At 72.4% G+C, this 19391-nt stretch carries 21 protein-coding genes; 10 read left to right on the top strand and 11 right to left on the bottom strand.

All coding sequences use genetic code 11. The features are described 5' to 3' along the window. Positions 1 to 21 precede the first annotated feature (21 nt). Both ACFZDK_RS11750 and ACFZDK_RS11745 read right to left on the bottom strand, forming a co-directional pair. Positions 22 to 672 (bottom strand): DUF4328 domain-containing protein, encoded by a 651-nt coding sequence (locus ACFZDK_RS11750; RefSeq protein ID WP_390971855.1) that lies wholly within the window; start codon positions 670 to 672, stop codon positions 22 to 24. Between the two features lie 73 nt (positions 673 to 745). After that, a complete protein-coding gene (locus tag ACFZDK_RS11745; RefSeq protein WP_390971853.1) occupies positions 746 to 1414 on the bottom strand; it encodes a hypothetical protein in 669 nt (222 codons plus the stop codon). A 116-nt stretch (positions 1415 to 1530) separates the two neighbouring features. Here ACFZDK_RS11745 and ACFZDK_RS11740 point away from each other — a divergent pair, with 116 nt between their 5' ends. Further along, entirely contained in the window at positions 1531 to 2508 is a 978-nt protein-coding gene (locus tag ACFZDK_RS11740) for an SUMF1/EgtB/PvdO family nonheme iron enzyme (RefSeq protein ID WP_390971852.1), read from the top strand. A gap of 13 nt (positions 2509 to 2521) precedes the next feature. Here the strand turns inward: ACFZDK_RS11740 and ACFZDK_RS11735 are convergent, their stop codons facing one another. The 3 genes from ACFZDK_RS11735 to ACFZDK_RS11725 all read right to left on the bottom strand — a co-directional run bounded on the left by ACFZDK_RS11735 (position 2522) and on the right by ACFZDK_RS11725 (position 4663). After that, the gene (locus ACFZDK_RS11735) at positions 2522 to 2959 is read right to left on the bottom strand and encodes a hypothetical protein (RefSeq protein ID WP_390971851.1); all 438 of its coding nucleotides are present in this window, start codon (positions 2957 to 2959) and stop codon (positions 2522 to 2524) included. Between the two features lie 104 nt (positions 2960 to 3063). Next, positions 3064 to 3783 (bottom strand): DUF4232 domain-containing protein, encoded by a 720-nt coding sequence (locus tag ACFZDK_RS11730; protein WP_390971850.1) that lies wholly within the window; start codon positions 3781 to 3783, stop codon positions 3064 to 3066. A 151-nt stretch (positions 3784 to 3934) separates the two neighbouring features. Further along, positions 3935 to 4663 (bottom strand): DUF6445 family protein, encoded by a 729-nt coding sequence (locus ACFZDK_RS11725; RefSeq protein ID WP_390971849.1) that lies wholly within the window; start codon positions 4661 to 4663, stop codon positions 3935 to 3937. A 268-nt stretch (positions 4664 to 4931) separates the two neighbouring features. Here ACFZDK_RS11725 and ACFZDK_RS11720 point away from each other — a divergent pair, with 268 nt between their 5' ends. Next, positions 4932 to 5684, top strand: coding sequence for a DUF4142 domain-containing protein (locus ACFZDK_RS11720; protein WP_390971848.1), 753 nt, complete (start codon positions 4932 to 4934; stop codon positions 5682 to 5684). 1 nt (position 5685) lies between these two features. On the opposite strand, the gene ACFZDK_RS11715 is transcribed toward ACFZDK_RS11720, so the two are convergent. Beyond that, the gene (locus ACFZDK_RS11715) at positions 5686 to 7332 is read right to left on the bottom strand and encodes an alpha-amylase family glycosyl hydrolase (protein ID WP_390971847.1); all 1647 of its coding nucleotides are present in this window, start codon (positions 7330 to 7332) and stop codon (positions 5686 to 5688) included. A 277-nt stretch (positions 7333 to 7609) separates the two neighbouring features. Between ACFZDK_RS11715 and ACFZDK_RS11710 the strand changes: the two genes are divergently transcribed. Further along, positions 7610 to 8557: an LAETG motif-containing sortase-dependent surface protein gene (locus tag ACFZDK_RS11710; protein WP_390971846.1), complete on the top strand. Its 948-nt coding sequence runs from the start codon at positions 7610 to 7612 to the stop codon at positions 8555 to 8557. Positions 8558 to 8665: 108 nt separating this feature from the next. Here the strand turns inward: ACFZDK_RS11710 and ACFZDK_RS11705 are convergent, their stop codons facing one another. Both ACFZDK_RS11705 and ACFZDK_RS11700 read right to left on the bottom strand, forming a co-directional pair. Then, a complete protein-coding gene (locus ACFZDK_RS11705; protein ID WP_390971845.1) occupies positions 8666 to 9646 on the bottom strand; it encodes a nucleoside hydrolase in 981 nt (326 codons plus the stop codon). 146 nt (positions 9647 to 9792) lie between these two features. Continuing rightward, a complete protein-coding gene (locus ACFZDK_RS11700) occupies positions 9793 to 10683 on the bottom strand; it encodes an NAD-dependent epimerase/dehydratase family protein (protein WP_390971844.1) in 891 nt (296 codons plus the stop codon). Positions 10684 to 10778: 95 nt separating this feature from the next. Here ACFZDK_RS11700 and ACFZDK_RS11695 point away from each other — a divergent pair, with 95 nt between their 5' ends. Then, positions 10779 to 11351 carry a TetR family transcriptional regulator gene (locus tag ACFZDK_RS11695; RefSeq protein WP_390971843.1) on the top strand — a complete coding sequence of 191 codons (573 nt, stop codon included), beginning with the start codon at positions 10779 to 10781 and terminating at the stop codon, positions 11349 to 11351. A 12-nt stretch (positions 11352 to 11363) separates the two neighbouring features. Here the strand turns inward: ACFZDK_RS11695 and thrS are convergent, their stop codons facing one another. Beyond that, positions 11364 to 12581 carry a threonine--tRNA ligase gene (gene thrS, locus ACFZDK_RS11690; protein WP_390971842.1) on the bottom strand — a complete coding sequence of 406 codons (1218 nt, stop codon included), beginning with the start codon at positions 12579 to 12581 and terminating at the stop codon, positions 11364 to 11366. Between the two features lie 405 nt (positions 12582 to 12986). Between thrS and ACFZDK_RS11685 the strand changes: the two genes are divergently transcribed. Continuing rightward, positions 12987 to 13307, top strand: coding sequence for a hypothetical protein (locus ACFZDK_RS11685; protein WP_390971841.1), 321 nt, complete (start codon positions 12987 to 12989; stop codon positions 13305 to 13307). Positions 13308 to 13414: 107 nt separating this feature from the next. Further along, the gene (locus ACFZDK_RS11680) at positions 13415 to 14200 is read left to right on the top strand and encodes a hypothetical protein (protein WP_390971840.1); all 786 of its coding nucleotides are present in this window, start codon (positions 13415 to 13417) and stop codon (positions 14198 to 14200) included. A gap of 14 nt (positions 14201 to 14214) precedes the next feature. Here the strand turns inward: ACFZDK_RS11680 and ACFZDK_RS11675 are convergent, their stop codons facing one another. Next, positions 14215 to 14400, bottom strand: coding sequence for a hypothetical protein (locus tag ACFZDK_RS11675; RefSeq protein ID WP_390971839.1), 186 nt, complete (start codon positions 14398 to 14400; stop codon positions 14215 to 14217). 48 nt (positions 14401 to 14448) lie between these two features. Here ACFZDK_RS11675 and ACFZDK_RS11670 point away from each other — a divergent pair, with 48 nt between their 5' ends. Then, positions 14449 to 14598: a hypothetical protein gene (locus ACFZDK_RS11670; RefSeq protein WP_390971838.1), complete on the top strand. Its 150-nt coding sequence runs from the start codon at positions 14449 to 14451 to the stop codon at positions 14596 to 14598. A gap of 48 nt (positions 14599 to 14646) precedes the next feature. Here ACFZDK_RS11670 and ACFZDK_RS11665 read toward each other — a convergent pair whose 3' ends face one another. Then, the gene (locus tag ACFZDK_RS11665) at positions 14647 to 15990 is read right to left on the bottom strand and encodes a tetratricopeptide repeat protein (RefSeq protein WP_390971837.1); all 1344 of its coding nucleotides are present in this window, start codon (positions 15988 to 15990) and stop codon (positions 14647 to 14649) included. Positions 15991 to 16102: 112 nt separating this feature from the next. Here ACFZDK_RS11665 and ACFZDK_RS11660 point away from each other — a divergent pair, with 112 nt between their 5' ends. The 3 genes from ACFZDK_RS11660 (at position 16103) to ACFZDK_RS11650 (ending at position 19388) form a co-directional block, all read left to right on the top strand. Continuing rightward, positions 16103 to 16276, top strand: coding sequence for a hypothetical protein (locus ACFZDK_RS11660; protein ID WP_390971836.1), 174 nt, complete (start codon positions 16103 to 16105; stop codon positions 16274 to 16276). 205 nt (positions 16277 to 16481) lie between these two features. Further along, complete coding sequence (locus ACFZDK_RS11655; RefSeq protein WP_390971835.1) at positions 16482 to 17246, top strand: NPP1 family protein; 765 nt, start codon at positions 16482 to 16484, stop codon at positions 17244 to 17246. A 174-nt stretch (positions 17247 to 17420) separates the two neighbouring features. Further along, the gene (locus tag ACFZDK_RS11650; protein ID WP_390971834.1) at positions 17421 to 19388 is read left to right on the top strand and encodes a YncE family protein; all 1968 of its coding nucleotides are present in this window, start codon (positions 17421 to 17423) and stop codon (positions 19386 to 19388) included. Positions 19389 to 19391: the final 3 nt, after the last annotated feature.

Raw genomic sequence — 19391 nt, 5'->3', positions numbered from 1 at the left:
CGTACCGCGCCGCCCCGGACTTCACACGTGGAGCGCCGCCCGCTCCGTCTGGACCTGGGTGAGAGCCCGCACCACGGCCGCACCCGCGACGGCGGCCCCGACCAGCGCGAGGTCGCACAGCACCAGCGGCCAGACGTTGTCGTAGGCCCGCGCGATGAGTTCGTCGGTGGAGTCGCTGTAGAGGAGTCCCGCCCCGCTCACCAGCCCCACGAGCCAGAGCCCCCACCACACGTCGACGACCCGGGGCAGCCGCCGCCCCGGCGCGCTGTCCCGGTACACCTCGGCGACGACCCCCCGGGGAATCCACAGATTCACGACCGGCACGACCCACCCGATCAGCACCCACACCCCCCGGTACCGCGGCTCCCGGCCTGACAGCACCCGCGCGTTGCCGCGCACCCGCCCCAGCCACACCAGGAAGGCGACCACGCACACGGCCGTCAGCACCCCGCCGGCGGAACTGACGAGGTGATACCCGTCCTCCAGCGAGGTCAGCGCCCGGTGCCGCCCGTCCCCCTGGTCCGGAGGCCCGCCCGCGGGCTCCCCGGCCGCGGCCAGCCGCACCTCCCACCCGGCCCGCACGGCCCACCCGGCACCGGCCAGCAACAACGCGGAGGAGGCGACGGCCCCGGCCGCCCGGACGGGGTTCAAGCCGACTATGTCTTCACTCACGGAGCGATCTTGACGCACGGACACCGAGGGAGGCCACGGCTGTTACGGGCCTGGGACAGGCACCTTTCCGGTCTCAGTCCTCCGGCGGCTGAGCCTCGATCAGGCGTTCCGCGATGTCGTCCGCCCATGCCTGGGCCCACTGCCTGAGCTCGGTGATCGCCTGGTCGTCGAGACCGTAGGCCGCGAACTCCCGGTCGTCGATCCAGTCGGCGCCGGTCAGCCGGGACTGGAGGTCGGTGAGGTCGAAGGTGTCGCGGGCGTGGCGGCGGCCGAGGTCCTCCAGGTCGGGGAGGGTCCAGCGGGCCGCGGCGGCGTGCACGACCAGGAGGTCCCGGGGCAGGCCGCGGTCGGTCAGCGTCCACACCCTCATGCCGACCACGTCCTCCAGGGACAGGACCGGGCCGAGTTCCGTGCGGACCGGCGGGTGCCAGAGGACCTCCTTGAGGAGGACGACCTCGCCGTCCTCCTCCGAGACGGCGTCCGTGACGACGAGTTGCGCGGAGAGCGGGTCCGACTCGCGGATCCGCACCCGCCAGCCGCGTTCACGCAGACCCGCCTCGACCGTCGTGGCGATCGTCCGCATCGGCGCCGGATGCTGCGTCGCCACCTCCACGGTCCGTCCGGCACGGTCGAACAGGCCGTGGGCCTGGGCCGCGTGGTCCCCGGCCAGCACCAGGGGGTACGCGGCGCCGACCGACAGCAGGTCGGGCAGCAGACGGCTGTGCAGGTGGGTGACGTTCACGTGGCGGCCGCCGTCCCACGGGGGAGCGCGGAGGCCGAGGGGGGTGCCATGGGGCGATTATCGCCGGGGGCGGGTGCGGGTGCGGGGCGCACAGACACCTGCGGCACACTCCGCACATGGAGTCCACCCGTCCGCCGTCCGCCTGCTGCGCGCCCTCCGCCCGCGCGGAAGAGCTCCCCGTCCCCGTGGAACTGTCGCTCCCCGTCCCCGTGCAGCCGTCCTCCCGGCCCCTTCCCGCTCCCGCCGGCGCGCCGCGGGACGACGGCATGGTCGCCCTGCCCGGCGGGGAGTTCCTGATGGGGGCCGAGGACTCCGACGGGTTTCCGGCGGACGGTGAGGGGCCGGTGCGGGCGGTGCGGGTGGCGCCGTTCCTGGTGGACGCGTGCGCGGTGAGCAATGACGCGTACGCCGAGTTCGTCGCCGACACCGGGCATGTCACCGACGCCGAACGGCTGGGCTGGTCGTACGTCTTCGCCGGGTTCCTGCCCGGCGCGCTGCGCCGGGACGCGCCCCGGCCGCCGGAGACGCCCTGGTGGTGTGCGGTCGCGGGGGCCGCCTGGAACCGGCCGGCCGGACCGGGCAGCGGCCTCGACGGCCTCGGCGACCATCCCGTCGTCCATGTCTCCTGGTACGACGCCGCCGCCTACGCCTCCTGGGCCGGCAAGCGGCTGCCCACCGAGGCGGAGTGGGAGTACGCGGCCCGCGGCGGTCTGGAGCAGGCCCGCTACCCGTGGGGGGACGAACTGGACCCGGACGGGGAGTACCGGTGCAACATATGGCGCGGCACCTTCCCGACCCGGAACACCGCCGCCGACGGGTATCGCGGGACCGCGCCCGTCGACGCCTTCGCGCCCAACGGCTACGGCCTGTACAACACGTCCGGCAACGTGTGGGAGTGGTGCGCCGACTGGTGGACGACCGAGCACGGCGGCCACGCCGCACCGGTCCACGGGGGCGCCCGCGTCATCCGCGGCGGCTCCCACCTCTGCCACGCCTCCTACTGCAACCGCTACCGGGTCGCCGCCCGCACCGCCAACACCCCCGACAGCTCCACCGGCCACACCGGCTTCCGCTGCGTCCGCGACGCGGGGTGAACGACGGGCGCGGCTACGGACGTCCCACCGTGTCCGGCGTGTCCGGGAGGTAGAGCGCCAGCGCCCAGATCACGAAGAAGTCGATGCCGATCATGATGAGCGCCCAGAGCGGGGCGTACGGCAGGAACATGAACTGGGCGATCATGCTCAGCGCGGCGAGGAAGATGCCGAGCCCGCGGGCCCAGCCGGGGGCGCCCTTGAGAAGGGCGGCGCCCGCGACGACGCCGAGGGCGCCCAGGACCACCAGGATCCAGCCCCAGCCGGTGAGGCTGATCTTGTAGATGTAGTCGTGGACGCGTGCGTACACGTCGTCGGTGGCGAGCGCGGAGATGCCCTGCAGGATGGCGAAGACGCCGTTCATCAGCAGGAGGACTCCCGCGAAGACGATCCCGCCGGAGGCCCAGCCGCCGCTCGTGCCCGGCGCCGGTGCCGGATGTGTCTGCTGGCTCATGGCTACGACGATCCGGCCGCCCCCGGGCCCCGACCACGGGGGTTGCTCCGAACGGGTGAACCACCGGATCCCGGGAACCCTGGCGGCTCCCGAGACCCCGGTCGTCACTCGCCGACCGGGTCGACGTAGGTCCCCGGGTGGGTCGCGCCGTCCTGGAGGACCACGGGACCGCCGTGCCACGGCAGGTCGTACGAGGTGCGCTGGTTCGGCGCGGTGATGACCACCGTGGTCGGCGTGAACGCGGTGGAGTCGTCCTGCTCCGACGCCAGGTAGGTGATGGTGAAGTTGGCGGAGTCGCCGCTCGCCAGGGTGACCCGGTGCGGGGTGACGCCGGCCCGCTGCAGGGACCACTGCCGACCGCTGTTGACCAGGTCGACGCCCGGGAAGCCGTAGAGCGTGCAGGTGTGGCCGCTCTTGTTGGTGAGCGCCACGACGGCGTGCCGCTGGTCGTCGCCGCCGCTGCCGGTGTCCAGCCAGGAGTAGCCGAGCCCGGAGGCCTGGCAGGAGGCGACCGAGCCGCCGGAGGAGGAACCACCGGAGGTGGTGGAGCCGCCGCTCGCAGCGGACGGAGCCGTCGTGCTCCCGCCCGCGCCGCTGCCGCCGCTCCCCGAGGCGGTGTTCCCGGCCGGCGTGGCCGCGGAGCCGGTGGACCCGCCCGTGCCGGCGGAGTCGCCGGCCGCCGGCGCCGCCGTCCCCCCGTCCGAGTTGACGGAGCCCGTCGCGGTGCCGTTGCACGCGGTGAGCAGGGCCATCAGCGCGGCGGCACCGGTCAGCGCGGCGGCGGTCTTGCGGAGGTGCGGGCGGCGGTTGCGAAGGTGCGACATGGGGTCCCCCAGCGGTGGCGATCTCCCCGGCTCTCTGCCGGACACCCCTTTCGATGCGGCTCCCGGAGGGGAAGTTCGGAGATCGCCGTCACGGGCCCGTCGTGTTCCTGTCACGCCCGCTGTTACAGAACCCGGGACATGGTCCGTCCGCTCACGCCATCCAGAAGAAGACCGCCGTCATCCGCTTCTCCTCCAGCGTCCTGCCCGCGTAACCGGTCGCGCTGTGCACGAGGTTGGCGTTGTAGAGGAGCAGCCGGTTGTACTTGTGCGGGACGCGGACGTCCTCCTCGAAGTGGTCGCCCGGGACGAACCGCGTCCCGAGGGCCTCGACGAGGTTGTTGTGCGGGGCCTGCACGATGTTCCCGCCGAGCCGGCCGCCGGGCAGCGACTGGCGGTAGAACGCGGTGCCGCAGTCCTTGGCCACCCCGGGGTTGAGATACAGCACCGCCGCGTATCGGCACAGCGCCCGCGAGTCGGTGTGCGGGCGGGGCTCGCTCTCGCCCTCGCCGACGACCTGGACGCAGTTGTGGTTGAGGGTGCCGCCGCCGGGCGCCTGCTGCACCCACAGCTTCCCGGCGCCGGTCGCCTCGGTCACCAGCCCTTCGACGACCGCGAGTTCGGCGGGCTCCAGGCCGGGCATGGTGCGCAGTCCGGGCCAGGTCTCCGAGGTGTACGGGTACCCCTGGACCCAGTCGTCCTTGGCCAGGCACCGCTCGCGTACGGCGTCCACGTCCGGGAGGACGTCGTCGAACACCCAGTAGTCACGGCCCTTGGTGGGCTTGCGGTAGGGCAGCACGGGCAGGGCGGGGGGCGCGGCGGGACCCCGGGGAGCCGCTCCGTTGGGCAGACGCGGGACTCGGGGGGATGGCTGTGGGGGCATGCGGCGAAGCTAGTCCGCGTCTTTGTCATGACCACTCTTAGCAGGGGAAATCATCACCGTCCCCTGGCCAAGTCATGGCAGGACAGCGCGTCCGGCAGGGCAGAGCCTCACAAGTTCTTTGCCAAACCAAAAGGTTCTCGGTGGCATGCCCATCCGTATTCATCGGCGTCCGACCCCGCCCCTGCGCGGGAACCCCGAACGGCAGGAGGCACCGGTGCGCTTTTCGCGGAACGCGACGGGAACGCTGTTTGTTGGCGGAGCCCTGAGCATGACCCTCGTGGCACTCGCCTACCCGAGCATGCTGGGCCTGAACACCGTGTCCAGCGACACGAACCGGATCATCGCCAACACCCAGTGGGGCCCACTGACCGAAGGCGACCGGGACTTCGTGGTGAAGGTACGGGCAGCCGGCCTCTGGGAGTACCCCGTGGGGCAGCTCGGCCTGAAGAAGGGCCAGTCCCAGGCGGTCATCACCGCGAGCAAGCACCTGATCGACGGCCACGCGGCGCTGGACGCCAGCTGCCGCAAGATCGCGCCGATGCTCAACATCACCATCCCCGACCTGCCCTCTCCGCAGCAGCAGGGGTTCGTCAACACCCTGAGCGCGGACTCCGGGAAGAAGTTCGACACGGACTTCGCCAACATCCTGCGGGTGACGCACGGTTCGATCTTCAACACGATCGCGAAGATCCGCTCGACCACCCGGAACACCCTGGTACGGATCCTGGCCGACCAGGCCAACGCCACGGTCCTCGACCACATCACGGTGATGGAGCAGACCGGCCTGGTCGACTTCCCGTCGGTGCTCTTCCAGGAGACGACCCCGCCGAAGCTGCCCGCCACCGACCTGACCCCGCCGCCCCCGGCCGCGGGCCAGCCGCAGGTCGTCCTCACCCCGCCGGTCAACAGCACGACCAGCCCGCCGGCCCTTCCGGGCGAGAGCGGCTTCACGGGCAGCGGTGCCGGTGTCGGCACCGGTGCCGGGACCGGGGCGACCCCGGCACCCAGCCCCACCGCCTGATTCAGGCGCCCAGCCACACCGTGGTGTCGGGCGGCAGCGTGCCGTCCAGCGGCAACGGCACGCTCGCCAGCAGCACTTCGCCCGGCGGCAGCGGCACCGGCGCGTGCGACACGTTCGTGACGCACCGCCAGCCCTCCGACCGGGCGAAGTGCAGTACCCCCTCGGGCGCCTCGCCCCAGGTCAGCGTCTCGCCGTCGAGCAGCTTGCGGCGCAGCCGCAGCGCGCTTCGGTAGAGCTCCAGCGTGGAACCCTCCCGGCCGGCCTGCGCCTCCACCGCGTACGACGCGAACCACTCCGGCTGCGGCAGCCAGGCACCGCCGGCCCCGAAGCCGTACGACGGACCGGCCGCCGTCCACGGCAGCGGCACCCGGCAGCCGTCGCGGCCCTTGCGGAGGTGGCCCGTCTGCTCCCAGATCGGGTCCCGCAGGACCGGCGCGGGCAGGTCGGCGGCCTCGGGCAGCCCGAGCTCCTCGCCCTGGTAGACGTACGACGAACCGGGCAGCGCCAGCATCAGCAGCGTGGCCGCGCGGGCGCGCCGCAGCCCCTGGGCGGCATCGGTCCCCGGCACCCGTCCGCCGGACAGCAGCCAGGCGTTCTCGTCGGTGCCCGGCGGGAGCACCAGCCGGGAGGCGTGCCGGACGACGTCGTGGTTGGAGAGCACCCAGGTGGCGGAGGCGCCGGCCGCGCGGGCGGTGGCGAGGGAGCCGGTGATGACCTCGCGCAGCGCGCGGGCGTCCCAAGGGGTCTGCAGGTACTCGAAGTTGAAGGCCTGGCCCAGTTCGTCCGGGCGGGCGTACAGGGCGCGGCGGTCGTCCGGCACCCAGGCCTCGGCGACGGCCGTGCGGGGCGGGCTGTAGGCGTCGAAGATCGTGCGCCAGTCCCGGTAGATCTCGTGCACCTCGTCCCGGTCCCAGTAGGGGTGGGCGCCGGGCGGCACGCGCTCCAGCGCCTCCTCGCCGGTGGCACCGAACTCCGCCACGTCCCGCAGCGGTGCGGCGAGGTCCTTCACCAGGGCGTGGGCCACGTCCACCCGGAAGCCGTCCACGCCCCGGTCGGACCAGAAGCGCAGGGTGGTGCGGAAGTCGGCGCGGACCTCGTCGTGTGCCCAGTTCAGGTCGGGCTGCTCGGGGGCGAAGAGATGCAGGTACCACTCGCCGTCCGGGACCCGGCGCCAGGCGCTGCCGCCGAACACCGACTGCCAGTCGGAGGGCGGCAGTTCACCGTGCTCGCCGCGCCCCGGCCGGAAGACGTAGCGCTCCCGGGCCGCCGAGCCGGGGCCCGCCAGCAGTGCCTCCCGGAACCAGGGGTGCAGATGCGAGGTGTGGTTCGGGACGATGTCGACGATCACCTTCAGGCCCAGCCGGTGCGCCTCCGCGACCATCGCGTCGAAGTCGTCCAGGGTGCCGAGCCGCGGGTCGACGTCCCGGTGGTCCGCGACGTCGTAGCCGCCGTCGGCCAGCTCGGACGGGTAGAACGGGCTGAGCCACAGGGCGTCCACCCCGAGCGCGCCCAGATGGGAGAGCCGCTCGGTGACGCCCCTGAGGTCGCCGAGCCCGTCGCCGTCCGCGTCGGCGAAGCTGCGCGGATACACCTGGTAGATCACGGCCTGACGCCACCAGTCGGGGTTCCTGGAGGAGAGGTCGACCACGCGTGTTCCTTTCGGGCGGAGTGACACCGGTCGGGCGGAGAAGCGGAGAGACAGCAACCAGAAGCCTGTCCACGATGCCGCGAAAGGGAACCTTCACACCGCCCGGAGGGGATCGTTCCCTGTGTGAGGGAGTTGTGCGGAACTCTCAACGCCCCTTGCTTCACCGCAGGTTGACAGGGCTCGGCGCGCCCGACGACCATGGGCGCACGCTGTGGCGCATGTGACCAATGGGCCCAGTGTTTCTTCGCATTCCGCGAGCATTCACGATGGGATATCCATGTCCATAGCCAGACATGTCACCGCGCGCCGCCTGCTGGGGACGGGCGCCGCGTCGTTCGCCCTGTGTGCCGTCTCCGTCGCCGGGGCGTCCGGCGCCTGGGCGCATGGCACGCCCGGCGGTGACGGCTGGAAGTCCGGCGGCCACTACAGCCCCGGCACCGGAGCCGGCACGGAGACCGGCACGGACAAGTGCCAGTTCTCGATCGACGGCTCGAACTTCTACGACTCGGTGAAGGTCGACGACCAGAACCTGAAGGTCACCGACGACGGCAAGGTCCACCTCAAGGTCCGCGCCGCCGGTGACGCCACGAGCTGCACCGCCTCGCTCGCCTCCTACATCGCCCACGGCCCCACCTTCGCCACCTCGGGGCAGCAGATCTTCGTCGACTTCGACTCGGTGACGGTCAAGCAGGGCCAGACCGACTCCCTCGACATCGCGGTGCCGGACGCCGGCTGCTTCGCGCAGATCGACCTCTACCGGGGCGCGACGAAGTTCGACGGCAACAAGGACGCCAACGACGGCTTCGAGCACGGTGACCTGCCGGCCGGCCCGGACCACGCGGTCATCAAGGACAAGCTGATCGCCTCCTGGAACGGCGGCACGAAGGACTGCTCGACGACCGAGTCGTCCTCGCCGTCCCCGTCCCCGTCGGCCTCCGAGTCGGAGTCCAGCCCGGCCCAGCCGTCCACCCCGGCCGAGGAGACCACGACCCCGGCGCCCTCCGAGTCCTCGGAGACCGGGACGGCCGGCGCGTCCCCCTCCCCGTCCGACTCGACGACCGGTCCGGCGGCGGCCCCGAGCACCAACTCGGGCGGCGGCGGCGACCTCGCCCACACCGGCGCCAGCTCCAGCACCGGCTACCTCGCCGGCGGCGCGGCCGTGCTGCTGGTCGGCGGCGGCGCGATCGTCGTCGCGACGCGGCGTCGTAAGGCGACCCGCGCCTAGTCCCTCCTGGATGCGATGCGCGTACGCGTGCGCCCCAGCCGTCCGTGACGGCTGGGGCGCACGCGTATGAAAGGGAGCCCGGCCCACTCGCCGCGCTCTCCCCTCCCCCTACGCCCGCACGCCCCCGACGGTCTCCAGATACAGCTTCACGTACCGCTCGACGTCCACGTCCAACGCCACGTCCACCATGGCCCGTTCACGGCCGCCGCCGTGGATCTCGGCCTCGCCGGGGCGGGGCCGCCGGTCGACGATCGTCTGGCCCCGGGTCGGCCCCGGGGCCAGCGAGACCTCCACCGGCAGGCGGCGGGTGGTGAGACCGTCCGGATCGGCGACGGCGCACACCGCGCCCGCGTCCCCGAGGCCGCCGGCCGCGTCGTCGCTCTCCGGGGAGTCCGGGTCGGGGGCGGCGGGCCGGTGGGCGAGCAGCTCACCGGCGAGCCGGGCGCCCGGTTCCGTGCTCGCGCGCAGCCGCCGTACCTCCGCGCCCGGCACCACGACCCGCTGGAAGACGTCCAGGCCGTACATGGTGATCGGCACCCCGGCGGTGAGGAGTATCGCGGCGGCCTCGGGGTCGTGCCAGACGTTGAACTCGGCGACCGGGGTGGCGTTCCCGGTGGCGACCGCGCCGCCCATGAACACGATCCGCTCGATGTTGCGCGTCACCTCCGGGTGGGTGCGCAGCAGCAGGGCGATGTTGGTGAGCGGCGCGGTCGGGACGAGGGTGACCGGGCGGGGCGAGGCGAGGATCTCGCGCCGCAGCAGGCCGACGGCGTCGATGTCGGCGGGGCGCCGGGCCGGCGCGGGCAGTCCGAGGTCCCCCATCCCGTCCGCCCCGTGCACATGGCGGGCCGACCGCGCCGCCTCCAGGAGCGGTCGCTCGGCCCCGCGCGCGACGGGAACGTCCCCGGCCCCCGCCCGCTCCAGCACGGTCAGGGTGTTCCGCACCACCCCGTCCACGTCGGTGTTCCCGGCGACACAGGTCACCGCCCGCAGTTCCAGCCCCGGGTGGCGCACGGCGAGCAGCAGGGCGAGGGCGTCGTCGACACCGGTGTCACAGTCGATGATCACGGGGACGGGCTGACCGGACATGGGGGCTCCTTCGCGACAGGCGGCAAGGCAGCCAACCTAAGGGGGCGCGGGGCTGTACCAATATGCGGCCACCGCGGCGTGGGCGCGACCACCGACGGCGAACCCGCCACCGCGCCCGCCCCGCGCCCCCGCTCCCCGATCACCGATCACCGCTCCGCGAAGTAGTGCCCCTCCTCGAGATCGGCCAGCAGCCCCGGCTCCGCCGGCTCCCACCCCAGCAGCTCCCGCGTCCGCCCGCTGCGCACCGGCGCGTCCAGCGTCATGAACGCCCCGAAGAACCCGAAGTGCTCCGCGACCCGTTCGTCCGGGATCCGCTCCACCGGCACCCCCAGTCGCCGCCCGATCGCCTCGGCGATCTCCCTTACCTCGACCCCCTCCTCGGCCGCCGCGTGCAGCCCCGCGCCCGCCGGTGCCTTCTCCAACGCCAGCCGGTACAGCCGGGCGAGGTCCAGCGTGTGCACGGCGGACCACTGGTTCGTACCATCCCCGACATAGCCGGAGACGCCCTTGGCCCGCGCGATCCGGATCAGGATCGGCAGGAACCCGCTCCGGTCCCGGGTGCTGTGCACGACCGGCGGGATCCCGACGAGCACGGTACGCACGCCCTGTCCGGCGAGCTCGCCGAGCAGGCGCCCCGTGGCGATCCGCGGATTGGCCGCGTACGCCTTGCCGAGGCGCTCGTTGCCGTCTGTGTGCCTCATGCCGATCCCCATGAGGGCCTTGCCGGTCCCGGCGAGCACCTCCCCGAACGCCCGCACCACGGCCAGGTCGGTGGCCGCGGCACCGGCCATGTCCCCGGCGGCCATGGCCGCGTGGTCGAAGGCGAGATGGACGACGGCGTCGGCGTCGCCGGCGGCCGCCCGCAACCCGTCCGGATCGTTCAGGTCCCCGCGGCACACCTCGGCCCCCAACCCCTTGACCACCGCGGCGGAGCCGTCGGACCGGGCGAGGCCGACGACCTCGTGCCCGGCCCGCAGCAGTTCGGGTACGACGGCGGAGGCGATATGACCGCCCGCGCCGGTGACGAAAACACGCATGACGACTCTCCCGAGAGCGAGACGAAAGTGATGTGACTCGGTACCGTCACCGTAGCATCGTGACGGTACCGAGTCACATCACTTAGAGTGTCCCCATGGCCCGATGGGAACCGAACGCGCGACTGCGCCTCGTACAAGCCGCGATCGACCTGTTCGGCGAGCAGGGATTCGACAGCACCACCGTCGCCCAGATCGCCGAGCGGGCCGGGCTGACGAAGACGACCTTCTTCCGGCACTTCCCCGACAAGCGCGAGGTGCTGTTCACGGGCCAGCAGGAGCACGGCCGCCTCCTCACGGAGGGCATCGAGGGCGCCCCCGCGTCCGCGACCCCCCTGGAGGCGGTCGCCGCGGGCCTGGACGCCCTGACCGCCTCCTTCACCCCCGAGCAACACGAGTTCGCCCCCCGCCTCAGCGCGGTCATCGCCGGCCACCCCGAACTGCGGGAACGCCTCGCCTTCAAGGAACTCACCCTCGCGGCCACCGCCGCCGACGCCCTCCGCCGCCGCGGCGTCCCCGACCCCACCGCCACCCTCGCCGCCGACCTGGGCATCCGCGCCTTCGCCACCGCCTTCGCCCACTGGGCCACCCCGACGAACGACCAGCCCTTCCCCACCCTGGCCCGCCACTCCCTCGAAGAACTCCGCAGAGCGGCGGCGGCCCTCACCTGACCACCGCCGGCATCAGCCGCCCCAGAGGGCAACCCCCCGCCCCGCCACCCGCTCCCCGATCCGCCGCACCAGCTCCGCCGCCGACAACTCACCCACCCGCCGCCCGTCCCGCAGCCGTACGGCCACGGCCCCCGCCGCGGCCTCCCGCGCACCGATCACCGCCTGATACGGCACGAGCCGCCCGGCACGCACCCGCGCCCCCAGACTCCCTTCCCCGGGCCCCGCGACCTCCGCCCGCAGCCCACCCGCGACCGCCGCCGCGACCAACGCCTCCGCCTGGCCCACCTGCTCCTCACCCACCGGCAGAACACGCAGCTGCACCGGTGCCAGCCAGGCCGGAAAGGCCCCGCCGTGCACCTCGACGAGATGCGCGACGGCCCGCTCCACACTCCCGATCACGCTCCGGTGCACCATCACCGGCCGGTGCTTACGGCCGTCCGCCCCGACGTACCGGAGCCCGAACCGCTCCGGCTGGTGGAAATCGATCTGCACGGTGGACAGGGTCGACTCCCGCCCCGCCGGGTCCGCGATCTGCACATCGATCTTCGGCCCGTAGAACGCGGCCTCCCCCTCGGCCTCCTCATACGCCACCCCGACCCCGTCCAGCACCTCCCTCAACAGCACGGTGGCCCGCCGCCACAACTCAGGGTCGGCAACGTGCTTCCCGCCCGCCCCGGGCAGCGAGAGCCGATGCCGTAGGGCGCTGATCCCGAGGTCGGCGTAGGCGCGACCGATCAGCTCCAGCGCCGCACGGGCCTCCTCGACCGCCTGCTCCAGGGTGCAGAAGATGTGCGCGTCGTTGAGCTGGATGGCCCGCACACGGGTGAGACCGCCCAGCACACCGGACAGCTCGGACCGGTACATGGCCCCCAGCTCGGCGATCCGCAACGGCAGTTCCCGATAACTCCGCGCCCGGGACCGGTAGATCAGCGCGTGATGCGGACACAGACTCGGCCGCAGCACGACCTCCTCCGCCCCTACTCGCATCGCCGGATACATGTCCTCGCTGTAGTGAGCCCAGTGCCCGGACAGCTCGTACAGCTCACGTTTCCCCAGCACAGGCGAGTACACATGCCGGTACCCGGCCCGGCGTTCCGCGTCCCGGACGTACTCCTCCAAGGTGTGCCGTACGACCGCCCCGTCGGGCAGCCAGTAGGGCAGACCCGCCCCCATCAACGGGTCGGTGTCGAACAGACCGAGCTCACGCCCGAGTCGGCGATGGTCATGCATGGCAGCTCTCCTCCCTCAAAAGGCGAACCACCCACGACACGACAGAGCCCCGGGGCGTTCACCCCGGGGCTTCGGACTGGTCAGGTGTCAGCGCGCCGGGACGATCTCCGGCGTCGTCGTACAGGACGGACACAGCTCGGCGCGCTTCATACCGCCGACGGTAGCGACAGCCGGCCCGGAACACGAACGGTTTTCACCGCCACTCCCTATCTGTACTGGCTACAGGCACTCGCCGATCCGCAGATCCTGCGTCGCACTTCGCGCCCGACTCACCCGACCTGGCGGCGGTGGTCGACGCGATCGGCGAGATCGGTCGGCTGTCCCTTCCTCGAATCGCCGAGGGCTGGAGCGAGACGCGGTGGGACCGGTTCGCCTCGGACAGCTCGGAGGCCGAGCTGTTCCGGGGTGGCTCACTTCTCGCGTGTGTGGGCCGTGGACCGGGCGTGGCCGACCCGGGGCGCGGGATTCATCGAGCCCGCTCTCCTGGTGCTCCAGCTCATAGCGGCCGGCCACACCCCGGACGGTGCCGAGAGGTGGGCACAGCAGGTGCCCGCGTGGCGTCAGGCAGCCCCGCGGGAGGTCGATGCTTTCGCCGCTGCCAACCTGCGGATGTACCGGGCGGCTGTCCGCCGGAAGTCCGACGCGGACTGGCTGAAGGCCATGGTCGACACGTGCCAGGCGTGGACCGGACACAGAGGGATCACCATGGAGAAGCGATCGACGTGACGGCGCGCGGGGCTCACCCGGACGGACCGGAGCGGTGGTGGGTGGGGCGGAGGGGTGGTGGCGTGGGAGCACGCGTTCCGCTGTTTCGCTCCCGGGGAGGCCCCGTCATGAGAGTCACCGCCTCCGGCCTGGTCGTCGCCGGTCTCCTCGCCGCCGTCTCCGCGTGCACGGCCGCCCGGCCGCCGGAGGCCGACGCTCCCGGCTCCGCCCCGGCCGCGAACGCGACCGCCGCCGAGCGGCCCGCCCCGACCGGCCCCGCCGCCGCGACCGGCACCCCGGTGCTCACCGTCGAGCAGGCGCAGGCCGCGCTGATCGGCGAGGCCGATCTGGGGGTGCCGTGGACGGCCACCGACGGCACCGCCACCTGGCGGGACGGCCTGCTGAAGGCGGCCACCGGACAGCCCGAGTGCCAGCGCCTGCTCGAGTCGCTGTACACCGACGAACTCCTCGGCGCCCCGGCCGGCCCGCAGGCCGTCGCCGTCCTCGACGACGGCGACGACGAGGCCCAGCTCCGCTACCAGGTCGACGCGAGCCGCGCCGCCGACGTGGACCGGACCCTCGCCTGGCTGCGGACCCTGCCCGGCGTCTGCGGGCAGTTCGCCGCGCAGACGACCGGGTCCGGCACCACGGCCGTCCGGGTCGCCGACGCCGGACTGCCCCAAGCCGGCGACGCCCGCCAGGGACTGCGGGTCACCGTCACCGCGCAGGCCTCGCCGAACGACGATCCCACCACCCTCACCGTCGACGTCGCCGTCGTCCGGGTCGGCGACGACGCGATCGTCCTCACCGCCGGCGCCCTCGGCACCCTCCCGGACGACACCACCGCCCAGGCCCTCGACATCGGCGCCCAGCGCCTCGCCCAGGTACGCGAACAGGGCCGGGCGCAGGCCTAGTTCACAGGCCTGGTTCACCGCGTCTCGTACGGGTCCGAGGGCTGCCGCACGGTCTTCAGCGAGCCCGCGTCCAGCACCGGCGGCCACGCCGCGTCGGAGCCGAGCGTCCCCTTCGGGTGCCAGGTGCCGGTCACCGTGGTCCAGGTGTCCGTGGGCGGCGCGTCCTCGCCCCTGATCTCGACCTTGCTGGTGGCACCCACCGCCACGTCCGGTTCTGCGCGGCCGCCACCGGCCCCGCCGACCTGGTCGTGGCCGTCGCCGCGGCGGACCTCGACGCCCTCTGCGCCTTCCTCACCGGCACCGTCGGTCCGCTGGAGGGCATCACGGCCATCGACACCACCCCGCTGCTGGCGACCGTCACACGCACCGGCCTGATCCGCCACTCCGGCCAGGTGTAGGGCCGGTCGGGGGGCGGGTCAGGGCCCATCAGGGTCGGTCAGGGCACGTCACAGCGGCGGCTGGGCCGGGGCGGGTCCGAGGGTCGTGGTGCCCGGGGCCGTACGGTGGCCGAGTCCCGTGCGGTACGCGTCCAGGGCCGCCTCCACCCGGCCGGTGCGGCGCAGCAGGTCACCCAGCAGGCGGCACAGGTCGGCCAGGTCGCCCGCCGCGCCCGCCCGTTCCAGCAGGCTGAGGGCCCGGACGTAGTGCTCCTCGGCCGCCTCGGTGTCCCGGGCGTCCTCGGCGATGATGCCGAGCAGGCGGTGGGCGGCTGCCGAATGGACGGCGCCGCGCTCGGAGTTGAAGTCGCCGAGCACGTCGTGGAGGAGTGCGGCGGCCTCGTCGGACTTGCCCCGGCGGTGCAGGACGTCGGCCAGTTCGACGGCCGCCTGGCTGCGGTACAGGGCGGCCCGGGTCTCCGAGAGCATCGCCAGGGCCTCGCGCAACTCGCTCTCCGCGCGCTCCAGTTCGCCGTTCTGGGCGCAGACGTAGCCGCGCATCCAGTGGCAGTTGGCGAGTTCGGTGCGGAGCTGGAGCTGGCGGTAGAGCTCGGCCGCCTTGGCGAGGGAGGCGTCGGCCTCGGCGACCCGGCCCTCGGCGAGCAGGGTGCGGGCGACGGAGCGGTGCATCCGGGCGATCAGGGCGGGGTCGCCGGCCTGCGGGGCGAGGGCGAGGGCGAGTTCGGCGGCCTGGGCGGCGCGGGCGTGGGCGCCCATGTCCATGTACGGGCCGATGGCGGAGGCGTAGAGGAGCAGCAGGGCGTCGGGGTCGTGCAGGCCGCCGCGGTTCAGCTCGTCGAGGGTGGTCTCCAGGAGGTAGACGGCGTACCGGAGTTCGCCCGCGAGGTAGTGGCTGACGGCCCGGCCGCGGATCGCCGGGACGCGCACCGGAAGCGGTTCGTCGGCCGTCCACAGCTCGGCTCGCTCGAAGAACTCCCTGGCCTGCCCCAACTCGCCGGTGTCCAGGGCGCATTCACCCATCCCCAGCAGCGCGGTGGCCTGCTCGACCGCCAGCCCGTGCGCCTCCGCCTCCTCGAACAGAACGGCGTACTGGGCGGCGGCCTCCTCGGCGGCGCCGGTGGCCAGGGTGCGCTGGGCCTCGGTGAGCCGCAGCCTGAGGCCGGTGGCGAGATGAGCGGGGCGTCCGCTGGCCAGCTCCTCGAAGCCGACGCCGAGCCGCCCGGCGATGTGCCGCAGCGCCTCGTCGGAGGCCCGTACCCGGCCCGCCTCCAGCGTGGAGATGTAGGCGGGTGTGTAGGCCGGTTCGGCCAGCTGCCGCTGGGTCAGTCCCCGTTCGGTGCGCAGCTGCTGCACGCGCCGCCCTATGGTCTCCGGGTCGTCCCTTTCCTGCATTTCGCCACTCCCCCCAACTCCCCCTGCACCTCTTGCCGTTGAGCTCTGACTACCTCTAGGTTAAACCGCGAATTAAACGTGCTTAACCCGCCCCTGTCGTTGCGAGGTCGCCGTGCTCGGACGCACATCCGCACGCCCCACCGCACGTTACTTCCGGAGCGTCGCCGCAGCCGTCGCCGCGGTCGCCGCACTCATCATCGCCGCCAACGCCGGTCCGGCCAGAGCGACCGACGCCCCGGCCGGCTTCCCGGCCCCGTCCACGGCCCAGCACACCGCCACCCGCTAGCGGGCCCCTACGACGGCAAGCGCTCTCCGGCGGGAGCGCCGTTTCTGTGAACGCCCGCTGATCAGTTCGGCGAAATGCCGCCCTCCGTTTCACGGAAAGCCCTTCCATCGCACGCCTCGGAGCGCCAGTCTCTCTCCGACCCGGATGTCATGTCCGGGGCGAAAAGACCGTACCAACCGCCCCGGACCGTCGACTGGAGCCCCCGATGTCCCGCACCAGGACCCACCGCCTCGGCCGAGCCGCCGCCGTCGTGGGCAGCGCCGCCGCGCTCACCCTCGCCCTCCCCTCCAGCGCCTTCGCGGGCGTGCTGCAGAACCTCCCGGAGAACGCGACCGCGTACGAGAAGAACTTCGAGCCGCTGTACGACTACGACACGGACAGCTGCTACCCGGCCGCCGCCATCGACCCGAACGGCAACCTCAACGGCGGCCTCAAGCCGACCGGTTCGGTCACCGGCAGCTGCCGCTCCGGCCATCTCGACCACGCCAACACCTACTCGCGGACCAAGTGCAACAACGGCTGGTGCGGCACCATCTACGCCAGCTACTTCGAGAAGGACGAGGCCTCCCCCGGCATCGGCCACCGCCACGACTGGGAGTGCATCGTCGTCTGGGTCAAGCAGGGCGACTCCACCCCGTCGTACCTGTCCGCCTCCCAGCACGGCGACTTCGAGACCGAGGCGGTCGCCGACGTCCCGATGAGCAGCCAGCGCGTCGAGGTCGTCTACCACAAGGACGGCCTGAGCACCCATGACTTCCGGTTCGCCAAGTGGGGCGAGACCCCGGAGAACGACGACGGCGCCTGGCACCAGGAGAACCTGCTCACCTGGGAGAACATGGCGTCCAACCTGCGGGACATCCTGAACGCCTCCGACTGGGGCGACGCCAACTTCCCACTGCAGGAAGCGAAGTTCGACGACCACCTCAACAAGGCCAAGCCGAGCGCCATCACCTTCGACCCGTACGCCTGACCAACTCCCTTCCCCCGCCGGTGAATCCCGGATGCCGATTGTCAGTGGCATGACCTAGTCTTCGTTGCATCCGCCACACGCGGCCCACAGAGAACTCACACAAGAGGACTCGCACACTCGTGGGCCGCGTTCCGTGGCGCCCACTCACATTCGATCCGGGGGGTTCGAATCAGCGTGCGTATGCGCACCGTCACGGCCGCCACCACCCTGGCCGTCCTCTTCAGCTCCGCCGCCCTGGCCGCCACTCCGGCCTACGCCGACACCAGCGGGCCGCTGCCGGTCAAGTCGCTCGGTGACATCGTCGTCGACGGCGCCCACCAGCAGGTCTTCATCAGCGACCCGAGCAACGGCAAGATCGTCGTCACCGACTACTCGGGCAACGTGCTCAAGCAGCTCACCACCAACCTGTCCGGCGTCGACGGCCTCGAACTGTCCGCCGACTCCGGCACGCTCTACGCGGCCGTGCAGGACATGGACGCCATCGCCGTCATCGACACCGCGACGGACACCGAGACCACCCGCTACCCGGTCGGCGACAAGCCGCTGAGCGTCGCGCTCGCCGGCGGCAAGCTGTGGTTCGGCTACGGCGCGGCCGGGGCCGGCGGTATCGGCTCGGTCGACCTGACGAGCGACCAGCACGAGGTCACCCTCGGCCAGGCCGGCTTCTACTCGGCACCGGCCCTGGACGCGGCGCCGGGCTCCGACACCCTGGTCGCGGGCCAGCTCGGCATGAGCCCGGCCCAGATCGCCTCCTACGACGTCTCCTCGGGCACCGCCACCAGGCTGGCGGGCACCGACGCCGGCAGCAACCTCCGCGACCTCCAGGTGACCCCCGACGGCAAGGACGTCGTCGTGGCCAGCGGGGCGCCCTACTACCACCAGGTGTTCAAGACCGCCGACCTGAGCGAGGACGGCAAGTACACCAGCACCGCCTACCCGAACGCGGTCGCCATCGCGCCCGACGGCACCGTCGCGGGCGGCAGCGACGCCTCGTACGACCCGGACGTCTACATCTTCCGGCCGGGCACCGCAGAGGCCGTCCGCACGTACGACTTCCCGAACACGGGCAGCACCAGCGGCTCCGACGAACTCGCCGACTCCGCCCTCGCCTGGACGCCCGACGCCTCCCGCCTGTTCGCGGTGTCGTACAACAGCAACGGCGTCTACTCCCTGCGCGAGTACGACCACCCGGCCAGGGCGGCCACCACCGTCACGGTGAACGCCCCGTCGACGGCGACGCGTGCCAAGAAGCTCACGGTCACCGGCACGGTCTCCTCGACGGTCGCGCTCCCGGCCGGTGCGCAGCTCACGGTCGTCCGAACCGACCTGGAGTCCCCGAACGGCAAGGCGCTGCCCGCGGTCACCGTCAAGGCGGACGGCACCTACTCCTTCACCGACACCCCGCCGGCCGGCGGCAAGGTGACGTACAAGGTCTCCTACGCGGGCGACACCGAGCACGCGGCCGCCTCCGCCAAGGACACCGTCGACGTCTCCCGCGCCAAGCCGACGCTGACGCTGAACAACAACGGCAAGGTGTACACGTACGGGAAGGACGTGAAGTTCACGGCCCATCTCGGCACGACGTACAAGAACCGCACGGTGGAGATCTGGGCCGACCCGTTCGGCTCGGACAAGCCGAACAAGCTGGTGAAGTCCGGGAAGGTCGACTCGCACGGCAACCTGTCCGTGGTCCTCGACCTCAAGCGGGACACCAAGGTCACCGCGAAGTTCACCGGCGACGCCCGCTGGCAGCCGCGCTCGGTGTCCAGCTCGGTGGGCGCGAAGGTCAGCATCTCCATGTCGGTCAGCCGCCAGTACAAGACCAAGTCGGCGTGGGGCCAGAAGTACTACGTCTTCCACAAGACCAAGAACCCGCTGTTCACGACCAAGATGCCGTACTACACCGGCCGTGCGCAGCGCTTCGACTTCCAGGTCTACTACCAGGGCAAGTGGTACTCGGACACCTCGCAGTACTTCGGGCTGGCGAGCAGCGGCCTCTCCCAGGTCGAGTTCACCGGCAGCCACAAGGACGACGTCGGCTGGCGCTTCCGGGTCCGCTCCGACTACATCAACGGCTCCTCCGGCGACACCGTCAACTCCACGACGTACGGCGCCTGGAAGTACTTCACCTTCACCAGCTGACGG

It is taken from the genome of Streptomyces sp. NPDC007901 (genome assembly GCF_042959465.1).
GTDB lineage: Bacteria > Actinomycetota > Actinomycetes > Streptomycetales > Streptomycetaceae > Streptomyces.
This window is presented reverse-complemented; position numbering and strand designations above follow the sequence as displayed.